Here is an 11,294-nt window from a genome sequence, read left to right as displayed (position 1 = left end):
AATTGAAGCCGCAGAGCGCCGCTTGATCAGCCTCGTCACCCAAATTCCAGCATAGCTCATTGACGGCACCACGTTTCCTCAATAAAATCACAAGTAGTTGAAAAATATTGCGAATATGGTCTCAGCAGGTTTGATGCACAACCACCCGTCAGGCGATCCGACGCCATCGCGCGCCGATATCGAGATGACGAAAGAGATCATCGAGGCAGGCAAACGGCTGGGCATCGCCGTGCACGATCACATCATCATCGGGCGCAAGGGATACGCCAGCATGAAGGGCCTGCTGCTGATCTAGGCGACAGCCAGTACCTCTTTCGCCGACAGGGAAGCAAGAGCTTTTCTCGCATGATGCATCCGACCAGGCTTTGGTCATCGACTTCCGCATTCCTGCGTTTGTGACCAACCGCTCGGCGACATTGGCCGACAGCTAGGACTATGGTCCGGCCGGCATGGGACTTCAGTAGCAGAGCGATCTCACGGCGCCTATTTTCATTAAATATCAATAAGTTAATCAAAAGACCATCACCAGGCTCGCGTATTGCGACCGCATTTGTCTAAAGTTTACTCAGTACGATTAGCGGTTTCTCATATTAGCTGATCTAGCGCGGTTGGGCGGAGGCGGCGATTCCCGAGGAGACACCATGACAAACCGAAAAACCCTGTTCGCGGCGCTTGCCGCATTGGCGCTTCTGGCGTCGCCTGCGCTCGCTGGCGGCAACGGGCACGGTGGTGGCAATGGCGGCGGCAACGGTGGCGGCCACGGCAATGGCGGCGGCAATGCTGGCGGCAATGGCAATGCTGGCGGCAATGGCAATGGCAACAGCGGTGCCTCGCATGGCAAATCCGCATCGGCTCCAGGGCATGTTGGCAAGGTGGACGCTAACGCAACGACCGACACCACGGTCGACACCAACACCCAGGTCTCATCCGTGTCGAAGGAGAAAAACATCCACGCCAAGCTCGGCCGGCTGAATTCGCTGCAGCGCAACATCAATGCCTATATGAATTCTAAGAGCAAGACGTTCGCTGCCATCCAGGCCTTCGTGACACAGTCCGCGAAAGCCAAGGTTGCCCAGGCCGCGGCTGATACGGCAGCCGCCGCGGCCGCCGCCGCGCAGGCCCAACTGGATACGCTGAATGCGCAGCTGACCGCGTTGCAGGCTGATCCGAACGCCACGACTGCGCAGATCCAGGCCGTGAAAGATCAGATCACCGCCCAGCAGGCCGTTGTCGACGCCGACAACGCAGCGGCCGACCAGGCAGAGGCAGCGGCTGCCACGGCGACCGTCGGCACCGACCAGGCATCGCTCGATGCTGCGCTGACGGACATGGCCAACAAGCCCGTCGATGACGAGGTCACGGCCTGGGCCCAGGGCGTCCTTGCCGACAAGATCGACCAGATGGCCACCAAGATCGAAGCGCAGACGACGCCTTAGGCGTCGACTGGAACGGCAATAGCCAAGGCCGCCGAGCTCCGCCCGGCGGCCTTGCTGTTTCTTGACCATCGAGGAAAGCCGGCCTGCTGCAATCCTCGCACCCTCGGTCCTGCCAGACACCAAATGCAGGTCGGCACGCGTAGCGACATCGGCCTGCCGACCGGCCTTGGTAACGCGCCGACTGTCAATTTCGGCCTGGGGAACGACCCGTGCGTCAACCGCCAAATCGCGGCTCCGGAACGCCCGTCACGCCGAGGCCGGTGATGGCGAACAGGCTGCCGCGCAGGACACCGTCGCCGGGAAAGCGCGGCAGCGGCGGCTTGGCCATCGAGGTGACGTAAAGCGTGTCGAGCTTCGGCCCGCCGAACATCACGCTGGTGATCTTCTTCACCGGCATGTCGATGATACGATCGACGCTGCCATCCGGCGCATAGCGCACCAGGCGGCCGTCATAGACCAACGCATTCCACAGATAGCCCTCGGCATCCACAGTTGAGCCATCTGCCGCACCACCCTTGCTCGTGTCGACGCGCACGAAGGTGCGGCGGTTGGTGGCAGCGCCGGTAGCAATGTCGTAGTCATAGGCCCAGATCTCGCCTGTCCAGGTATCGGCGAAGTAGAAGGTGCGGTCGTCCGGGCTCCAGCACGGGCCGTTGGAGCAGATGATGCCGGAATCGATCCTGGTGACGGAGAAATCCGGATCGAGCCGGTACAGCCCGCCTGAAGGCCCCTCCTCCATCGTATCCATCGAGCCGGCGAAGAAACGGCCGCGCCGGTCGACCTTGCCGTCATTGAGGCGGTTCATCGGCCTGTCCGGCTCCGGATCATGGATCAGCGTCACCTCGCCGGTGGCGAAATCGAGCAGGTGGAAGCCGCGCTGCAGCGAGACGACCGCGCCGCTGCCATCCTTGCGCAGCGCCATCGAGCCGATCTTCATCGGCACGTCCCAGGAGCGGATCTCGCGCCCGTCGGCGGTGGCGCGAAACACGCGCCCGTCGAAACTGTCGATCCAGTAAAGGCGCTCCTGCTCGACGTCCCACAGCGGGCCCTCGCCCAGTGTCGTCTTCACGTCCACCACGACTTCTATCTTCATGCCATCCTCCTGTGTGTTGGGTGACCGCGCAGCGCTTGTTCCGGCCGCAGTCAGAAGGCGACCTTGTCGCCGCCCTTGAGCGACAGGATCTCGCGCGCCTCGTCGGGCGTCGCCACCTCCATCCCAAGCCCCTCGATGATCTTGCGCGCCAGCACGACCTGTTCGGCGTTCGACGTGGCGAGCTTGCCCTTACCGGCCCACAGGCTGTCCTCCAGCCCGACGCGGATGTTGCCGCCGAGTGCTGCCGATTGCGCGGCGACGCGCAGCTGGCTGGCGCCGGCGCCCAGCACCGACCAGCGGAACTGGTCGCCGAACAGCCGGTCGGCGGTGCGCTTCATATGGGCGACGTCTTCCGGATGGGTGCCGATGCCGCCGAGCAGGCCGAACACCGACTGCACGAAGAATGGCGGCTTCACCAGCCCGCGATCGGCGAAATGGGCAAGGTTGTAGAGGTGCGCGATGTCGTAGCACTCGAACTCGAAGCGCGTGCCATTGTCGTAGCAGGTCGCCAGGATGTATTCGATGTCCTTGAACGAGTTGCGGAAAACGAGGTCGCGCGTCGCCTCCAGATGCGGCTTCTCCCAGTCGAACTTGAAGGTCTCGTATTTGTCGGCGAGGTGATAGAGCCCGAAATTGATCGAGCCCATATTGAGCGAGGCGACCTCCGGCTTGAACTGTGCGGCCGGGCGCACACGCTCCTCGACCTTCATGTAGGGGCTGCCGCCCGTGGTGATGTTGATGGCGGCATTGGTGCCTTGCTTGACGCGCGGCAGGAAGCGGGCGAAGGCCTCCGGCGTCTGGTCGGGCTTGCCGGTTTCCGGGTCTCGCGCATGCAGATGCAGGATCGCGGCACCAGCCTCAGCCGCCGCGATCGCCTCCGAGGCGATCTGATCCGGCGTGATCGGCAGATAGGGCGACATGGTCGGCGTGTGGATCGCGCCGGTCACCGCGCAGGTGATGATGACCTTGCCTTTGGCCGCCGTTGCGCCTGATTTGCGGCTGGTTTCTTTCATTGTCCAAACTCCTGATCCGATTTCTTCTTATGCGCCGCCAGCGCCATCAGCCGGCGATCCCGCCAGACCTGCCGGTCACCCAGGTTTTCCCTTGGCAACCGCCTGCTGCGCTCGGCCTCGACGGTTGCCATCACCTCGCCCGCCCAGTCGACCCGGCGCAGCATCTGCGGGAAGATGTTGGAATAGATGCCCTGGTAGCGATCGACATAGTCGCGCACGCCGCCGGGCGCATTGAGGTCGATGGTCTCGAAGGGTCCCATGAAGGACCAGCGCAGCGCCAACCCGTCGCGGATGCCGATATCGACGTCCTCGACGCTGGCGTAGCCGTCCGCGACAAGCCGGAAAGCTTCCTCCAGCAAGGCGCCTTGCAGGCGGTTCATGATGAAGCCGTCGAGCTCGCGCTTCATCACCAGCGGCGCGTGGCCGGCATCGATGAGGAAGGCACGTGTCTTCTCCAGCGTCTCCGCGGAAGTCCACGGCGCCGGCACCACCTCTGCCGCCGGAATGAGATAGGGCGGGTTGATCGGATGCACGACCAGGCAGCGGTGCCGCCCTTGCAGATGGTCGGTGAATTTCGACGGCAACAGCGCCGAGGTGGAACTGGCGATGACCGTTTGCGGGCCGGCAAGCCTATCGACCAGGGAGAAGACTTCCCGCTTCACACCGAGGTTTTCAGGCGTGTTTTCCTGGACATGGGCGGCATCGGCCAACGCTTCAGCCAGCTCGCCGACGATGGTGATGCGGCCAAGCACGGTGTCGACGGATTGCCCGCGCAGCAGGTCGTTTGCGGCGAGATCGCCGAGCACGCCTTCTATGTAGTCGCGCGCGCCGCCCGTCGCGGCCGGCAACTGGTCCCACATGCGCACATCATGGCCGGCGCGAGCGAAGCTGATCGCCCACGCCCGCCCGATGAACCCGCTTCCGACAATCGCGACATTGGCCATGGGTGTGCCTCAAAGTGTTTCGACGTTGCCGTCGACGCCGAGCGACTGGCCCGAAATGTTGATGCCCGCGTCGGAGAGCAGGAACGCCACCATCGAGGCGACATCATACGGGCTGGTCATGCGGCGCAGCGAGATGTTCTGCAGATAGCGCCCGGTCATCTCCTCGTGGCTGATGCCGACCTGCTTGGCCCGTGCCGCGATGACGCCCTCGATGCGCGGCCCCTCGATAATGCCGGGCAGGATGGCATTGACCCTGATGCCGTGCGGCCCAAGCTCCTTGGCGAGGCTCTGCGTGAAGCCGATGACGCCGAACTTGGCTGCCGAATAGGGCGTGCGGAATGCGTAGCCATGGCGGCCGGCGGCCGACGACATCGACACGATCGAGCCGCCGCCGGCTGCCTTGATCAGCGGCACGGCACGCCGCGCGCAGAGGAACTGGCCGGTCAGGCAGATATCGATGCAGCGCCGCCAGTCATCCGGCTCGATCTCGTCGACACCGCCGGTCGGCCCGGCAATGCCGGCATTGTTGATCAGAGCGTCGAGCCCGCCGAGTTTTTCCTTGACCGTCTCGAACAGCCGGTCGACATCCGCGTCGCACGAGACATCCGCCTTGACCGCCGCGACCAGATCGATCTTGGCCGGAGCCGCGGCCAGCGCCTCGTCGGAGATATCGCAGATGACGATGCGCGCGCCGAGCCGCGACAGCGTGTCGGCAATGGCGAAGCCGATGCCGCCGGCGCCCGCCGTCACCAGTACGCGCTGCCCCTTCAGCCCCGCCAGAAATTCGTCCGCCGATACGGGTGCCTTTGCGCTCATCGTCCTGTCCCTTTCATTGCAGCCGCCGTTCGCGCAGCGCCATGACGGCACCCAGAACGACCAGCCCGTAAAGAATTGCCCTGGTGGCGTAGGGCAGCGTGGTACCGGCCAGCAGCATCTGCAGCGCCGTCAAAAGCAGCACGCCGCCGAGCATGCCGAGATAGTGGCCGCGCCCGCCGGTGATCAGCGCGCCGCCGACCACCACGACCGCGATCGACGGCAAGAGATAATCGTCGCCCATGCCAAGGCTGGCCTGGCCGGAAAAGCCGGTCAGCATGATGCCTACAACAGCCGCGCAAACGGCCGACAGCATGTAGACCAGGATCAGCGTACGCTCGACGCCGATGCCGGACAGGCGCGCCGCACGCAGCCCGTTGCCGATGCCATAGACCCGGCGTCCGAACGGCGTGCGTCCAAGCAGCAGCACCGCGCCGGCCACAAAGACAACCATCAGCAGCACGACCGGTGTCACGGAACCGAGCCTGGCCGTCATGAACCAGCGCAGCATCGGCGAGGAAAACCCGGCCGGTGTTCCCTGCGAATAGACAAGCGCGAACCCCTGCAGGATGCCGTTGGTGGCCAGCGTCATGACGATTGGCGAGATACCGAGATAGGCGATGCCGAAGCCATTGGCGAAACCGATGGCGCAGGCCATCACGAGCACGACCGGCAAGGCATAGAGCAGCGCGGTATCGGAGCCATTGACCATGCCAGCCAGGATGATGCCGGAAATGCCGATCGTCCACGGCACGGACAGATCGAGGCCGCCGGTCAGGATGACCGTACCATGCCCCAGCGCGAGGACGGCGAGGAAGGACGACAGCACCAGCAGCGAGTTCCAGTACCCTGGATTGAGAATGGCGCGGCCGAGCCAGACCTGGGTGACGATGACGATAATGAGCAGGCAGGCATAGGCCGGCAGCGCATAGCGCAGCGTCTCGGCGTTGCGCAGCCGGAACGCCGGGCGCGGCGATGCCGGACCGCGCTGGTTTTGGGTAGGCCCAGCGATCTTGAGCCGCCGGTCGATCGGCTCGAGCTGCGAGGGCAATATGCCGGCACGCCAGGCGGCGAGCCGGGCGCGCGCCGCGCGCAGTTGCACGGCAAGCACCGATGTGTGGGACAAGGATCCGGCAAGGGCCGCCAGCACCAGAATGGTGCCTTCTGCGATGGTCGAATAGTAGGCCGATACGTTGAGCACCAGCAGGATGTTCACCACCATCATCAGGATATAGGCGCCGAAGACGGTGCCCACCGGACCGCCCTGCCCGCCGCCAAGGCGCGTGCCGCCGACAACGACCGCTGCGAACATCGAAAGCAGCAGCGGATTGCCGACCAGCGGGTCGGCGCTGCCGGTCTGCGCGCTGATGAACACGCCGGCAAGCCCGTAGCAGCCGCCGGCGATGACATAGACGGCAAAGCGCACCAGCACGACATTGATGCCGACGGCTGCGGCCGAATCCGGGTCGCTGCCAACGGCATAAAGTGCCGTGCCGAAACGGGTCCCCTTCAGCCAGAACCAGGCGAGCAGGACCAAGCCGATCACCACCAGCGGCATCGGCAGCCAGCCGGTGATCGCGTCGCCCAGATAGAAGCTGCCGAGATCGGGCGACACGAAGCCGCCGGGCTTGTCCATCACCAGCAGCGTCACGCCTTGCAGGATGAACATGGTCGACAGCGTCACCACGATGGGCTGCATGCGCAGCACCGCAATGAAAAAGCCGTTGAAGGCGCCCACCGCCATGCCGACGCCGATGCCGACGACCGTCCACAAAAGGATGCTGGCGCCTGGGGCCATCGGGTCCATGCTCGATGCCAGCACGACATTGACCAGTGAGATCACCGCGCCGGCGGACAGGTCGAAGCCGCCCGACAGGATGACGATGGTCTGGCCGACCGCCGCCAGCGCCGAGGTCGCGCCGCCGCTCGACAGGAACGATACGTCGAAATAGGTCAGCGGCCCGGCACTGATCCAGTCGACGATGAAAAGCAGGATCGCAAGAACGATGGCGGCAATCAGCGCACCGCGATGGCGCACCAGCGCACGGCGCAGGCCGAAGCCAGCCAAAACACGGGATGAGATTGCTGCGCTGCTCATGCGGCGACGTCCCCGGCATGGCCGAGCGCCGGCCGCATGATGGCCGGCTCGGTGATTGCGTCGCCTTCGAGCTCGGCCGCGATGCGCCCGTCATAGAGAACCAGGACCCGGTCGCATTGGTGGACCAGTTCCGGAATCTCGGTCGAGTGCAGCAGGATCGAGCCGCCGGCGGCGACGTAGTTTCGCATCATCACATAGAGCTCATGCTTGGTGCCGACATCGATGCCGCGCGTGGGGTCGAACAGAAGCAGGATGCGGCTCTGCGCCACCAGCCATTTGGCGATGGCGATCTTCTGCTGGTTGCCGCCGGAAAACGCCCCGGCCCGCGTCCACAGCGCGCGGCGGTCGACTTCGACGGTGGCGAATGCCTCCTCGACGGAGCGGGTCTCGGCCGCGGCGTCGACGAGGCCGAAGCGCGTGAAGCGCGACACCACGGGCAGCGTGGCGTTCTGGCTGCCCGACAGTTTCAGGAACAGGCCTTCGGATTTACGGTCTTCCGGCACCAGGCCGATGGCCATGTTGGGCCGCAAGGCATCCGCCGGCGAGCCGAGCCAGACCTTGCGGCCATCAACGAGGACGTCGCCGCGGGTGATTTCAGCCATGCCGAAGCAGGCCAGGAACAGATCCTGCTGGCCCATTCCCTGCAGTCCGGCAATGCCGAGGATCTCGCCCCTGCGCAGGTCGAAGCGTGCGCCGTCGAGCTTGCGCCCGACCTTGAGGTCGCGCACGCCCAGCACCGGCGGCCCGAAAGCCTGGGCGCCGTCGGGCTTTGGCGGGAAGGTCTGCTCGATGGAGCGGCCGATGATCTTTTCGATGACGTCGGCGTCGGAAACATCGGCAACCGGCGCGGTGACGATGTGGCGGCCGTTCCTCAGGATCGTCAGCGTATCGCAAAAGGCGCGCACCTCGCGCATGCGATGGGTGATGAAGACGATGGTGGTTCCCGTCGCCTTCAACCTGGCGATGATGTCGCCCAGCCAGTCCACGTCGCGGCCGGCGAGCGTCGAGGTCGGCTCGTCGAGCAAAAGGATACGCGGCTTGCGGTAGACGGCACGCGCGATCTCGATCTTCTGGCGCACCGAAAGCTCGAGTTCGCCGACCTCGACGTCGAGATCGACGGAGAAACCGAGTTCGTCGATGTGACGGCGGACAGCCTTGCGCGCGGCGCTGCGCCTGATCAGCCCGGAGATGCCGACGGGGGCATAGGGTAAAAGCATGTTGTCGAGGACGGAGAGGTCGCGCACCAGCGTCATCTCCTGGAAGGCCGTCTGCACGTCGAGCATATGTGCCGCGCGCGGCGCGCTGTAGGCGATCTCCTTGCCGAACACCCTGATATGGCCGGCGCTTGGCCGCACCAGTCCCGACAGCAGTTTGACCAGCGTCGACTTGCCGGCGCCATTCTCACCCAGCAGCGCATGGACGCTGCCGGGCGCGATGCGGAACGACACGCCGTCCAGCGCGACAGTCGGGCCGAACGCCTTGCCGATGCCGTCGATCTCGATGGCGGGGAGCGCGGAATGTTCTGTCATATCCTCGATCGCAGGCTGCGCATTTTCGGACGCCACGCATCAGCGCGGACCGACGATGCGCGGACAAGGTCCGCGCATCGTCGCGATTTGCCTTGGGAGGCTCAGTTCTCCGGCTGACCGACAAGCGCGGCGTTGAGGCCGATCTCGGGCGTCTGGTCGGAAAAGATCGAAGCGAACCAGCCGGGGTTGGAGACCAGCGACGGCTTGAAAGCGTTGCAGCCGGCCTTCATCTCCGCCCATGTGCCTTCATCGCACAGCTTGATCGTCTCGTTGGTGACGACCGGCAGCGGCAGGATGGTGGTCTTCGGCACATCCTTGCCCTCGATCGCCTCGACGGCGAGTTTGAGTGCAAGCGCCCCGGAATATGGCGGCGAGGCGTAGGAAATACGTGGCGCGCCGAGCGGCGCATAGGGCGGCGCCGCCCCTTCGACGTTAGTGCCCTCCGGCAGCATCTGGATGCGGCCGCCATTGGAGCCCTCGCCCGCGCAAGGCAGGAGTTCGCTGGTCTTCTTGCCGGCCTCCAGCTGCATCGAGTTCGCGGTGAAGCAGCCGACCTGCATCCACAGCCCGTTGATATCGTTCCAGCTGCGGGTGGCAAGGATCTTGGAAAGCTCGGTGCGAGCGACGGCCTGGCTCCACATGCCGACAGCCTCGCCGACGATCTTGATATCGGGGTGTTTGGCAAAGACCTCCTTGGCGGCCTTGGTGCGCAGATCATCGACGGACGTGCCGGGAACACCGGTCACCGCGATGATGTTTCCTTTGCCGTTGAGCTTCTTCACCAGCCATTCGGCGGTCACCCGGCCTGCTTCCTCCTGGTCGATATGGACGTTATAGGCGCAGGGCTCGGTGATCTCGGCGTCATAGGCAAACACCTTGACGCCCTTGTCGCAGGCATTTTTCACGACCTGGTTGAGCGCGGTCGGCGAGATCGGGAAGATCACGATAGCTTCGGCGCCGGCCTGCACCATGGCGTTGATCTGCTGGATCTGACGCTGCGCGTTCGGCCCGGCGACCTGGACTTGCAGGTCCACCTTGTCGGCCAGGCTCTTGTGCGACGCCATCGCCTTGACCATGTTGGCAGCCTCGGCCTGCCAGTCATTGCCAATGAAGCTCATGCTGAGAAAGATCTTGTGCTTTTCTGCCGCCTCGGCGGCCGACAGTCCAAAGGCGCAAGCAGCCATGCCGGCCAGCAGCGCGAGCCGCCGGACTTTCAATCCGATACCCATGTGAATTCCTCCCGATACGAACGACCGAATGCCTCCCGAGGGCGCGAACCGTAGCCCTCGTCATTCGATGTAGGCGACCCTAACATCATTTGATCAAAGATCAATGATGAAATATCTTTACATCGAGACCATGGTCGCCAGCGCTTGACGTGGCAGCCGGAACCCTGCATTCCGGGAACGGTTGTGGCGCGGCCTTTGCGCCGAAAGGTTGATGGGAAATGGCAGGAGCGGCGTTCAGGAAGCCTGGTGTCGAGATCGTGCCCCTGTCCAGGGAGACCCTGCAGGACAGGGTCTATCGCCACGTCACCGAATTGATCCTCGACGGCAGCATCGTGCCTGGCGAGATGGTGACGGTGCAAAGCCTGGCCGACGCCTTCGGGGTCAGTCCGATGCCGGTCAGGGAAGCCTTGCGGCGGCTGACCGCGGCCAACGCCTTGATGGTCGTTTCAGGCCGCTCGATCGGCATTCCCGCACTCAGCCGCGCGCGCCTCGTCGATCTGAGGAATGTCCGCTTCGAGATCGAGGCGATCGCCGCCGCCTGGGCAGCCGAGCGCATCGACGATTACGGCATCGCGCAACTCGGCCAGCATCTGGCGGCACTGGAGCAGGCCAATGCGGCGGGAGACGTCAAATCCTATCTAAGAGCCAACTACGCCTTTCATTTCTCCATCTACCGGGCGGCTGGGTCGGAAAACATCCTCAACATCATCGAGAATCTGTGGCTGCAGATCAGCCCCTATTTCAACATGCTGCATGATTCCGGAAACTATTCGACCGCCAACGAGCACCATCAGGCGATGTTCGCGGCACTGCGCAACCGCGACGTCGAAGCCGTCCGCCAGGCCATCCGCGCCGATATCGACGCCGCCTTCGACGTCCTGGTCGACCTGCTGAAATAGGACTGGGAAGCCGGCTGAAACAGCCTTCGCCTTTCTCTCATCTCCTCAAGCGCGGTTTCCCGCTCGAACGATCGTTGACGCGGCCATGCGGCCGGCCATCGTCGTGCATGACTACATCAACATGGGGCGGGTCATTTCCAGCCTGCTGCTGATCCAGGGATGGCCCGTCTCGAAGGGCCGCGGCGGCAAAAGACGGCATTTTTCCCGTAAAGATAGTCGCCTCTGGAATTGCGACCCCAA

General features: G+C 64.2%; 9 protein-coding genes and 1 pseudogene. 3 read left to right on the top strand and 7 right to left on the bottom strand.

All coding sequences use genetic code 11. The annotated features are described in order from the left end of the window. Positions 1–130: 130 nt before the first annotated feature. Together QQK95_RS25480 and QQK95_RS25475 are read left to right on the top strand one after the other, a co-directional pair. Positions 131–295: pseudogene (locus QQK95_RS25480) on the top strand (JAB domain-containing protein); the annotation flags it as partial. A gap of 346 nt (positions 296–641) precedes the next feature. After that, the gene (locus tag QQK95_RS25475; RefSeq protein WP_284277152.1) at positions 642–1,436 is read left to right on the top strand and encodes a hypothetical protein; all 795 of its coding nucleotides are present in this window, start codon (positions 642–644) and stop codon (positions 1,434–1,436) included. A 214-nt stretch (positions 1,437–1,650) separates the two neighbouring features. On the opposite strand, the gene QQK95_RS25470 is transcribed toward QQK95_RS25475, so the two are convergent. From QQK95_RS25470 to QQK95_RS25440, 7 genes are all read right to left on the bottom strand, one after another. Beyond that, positions 1,651–2,529 carry an SMP-30/gluconolactonase/LRE family protein gene (locus QQK95_RS25470; RefSeq protein WP_284277151.1) on the bottom strand — a complete coding sequence of 293 codons (879 nt, stop codon included), beginning with the start codon at positions 2,527–2,529 and terminating at the stop codon, positions 1,651–1,653. A 50-nt stretch (positions 2,530–2,579) separates the two neighbouring features. Next, a complete protein-coding gene (locus QQK95_RS25465) occupies positions 2,580–3,542 on the bottom strand; it encodes a beta-keto acid cleavage family enzyme (protein WP_284277150.1) in 963 nt (320 codons plus the stop codon). Next, entirely contained in the window at positions 3,539–4,486 is a 948-nt protein-coding gene (locus QQK95_RS25460; RefSeq protein ID WP_284277149.1) for a 3-hydroxyacyl-CoA dehydrogenase, read from the bottom strand. Before QQK95_RS25460 ends, QQK95_RS25465 begins: the two co-directional genes overlap by 4 nt. Before the next feature lie 9 nt (positions 4,487–4,495). Continuing rightward, entirely contained in the window at positions 4,496–5,302 is an 807-nt protein-coding gene (locus tag QQK95_RS25455; protein WP_284277148.1) for an SDR family oxidoreductase, read from the bottom strand. 13 nt (positions 5,303–5,315) lie between these two features. Further along, positions 5,316–7,397 (bottom strand): ABC transporter permease, encoded by a 2,082-nt coding sequence (locus QQK95_RS25450; protein WP_284277147.1) that lies wholly within the window; start codon positions 7,395–7,397, stop codon positions 5,316–5,318. Further along, complete coding sequence (locus QQK95_RS25445; RefSeq protein WP_284277146.1) at positions 7,394–8,926, bottom strand: sugar ABC transporter ATP-binding protein; 1,533 nt, start codon at positions 8,924–8,926, stop codon at positions 7,394–7,396. Before QQK95_RS25445 ends, QQK95_RS25450 begins: the two co-directional genes overlap by 4 nt. Before the next feature lie 101 nt (positions 8,927–9,027). Further along, positions 9,028–10,155 carry a sugar ABC transporter substrate-binding protein gene (locus QQK95_RS25440; protein WP_284277145.1) on the bottom strand — a complete coding sequence of 376 codons (1,128 nt, stop codon included), beginning with the start codon at positions 10,153–10,155 and terminating at the stop codon, positions 9,028–9,030. A 218-nt stretch (positions 10,156–10,373) separates the two neighbouring features. Here QQK95_RS25440 and QQK95_RS25435 point away from each other — a divergent pair, with 218 nt between their 5' ends. Continuing rightward, on the top strand, positions 10,374–11,054 hold the full coding sequence (locus tag QQK95_RS25435; RefSeq protein ID WP_284277144.1) for a GntR family transcriptional regulator: 681 nt from the start codon (positions 10,374–10,376) through the stop codon (positions 11,052–11,054). The last annotated feature ends 240 nt before the right edge of the window (positions 11,055–11,294 follow it).

This window comes from Mesorhizobium huakuii, assembly GCF_030160235.1.
In the GTDB taxonomy this organism is placed as follows: domain Bacteria; phylum Pseudomonadota; class Alphaproteobacteria; order Rhizobiales; family Rhizobiaceae; genus Mesorhizobium; species Mesorhizobium huakuii.
Note: the sequence above shows the minus strand (reverse complement) of the source record. Positions and strands in the feature narration are given on the sequence as shown.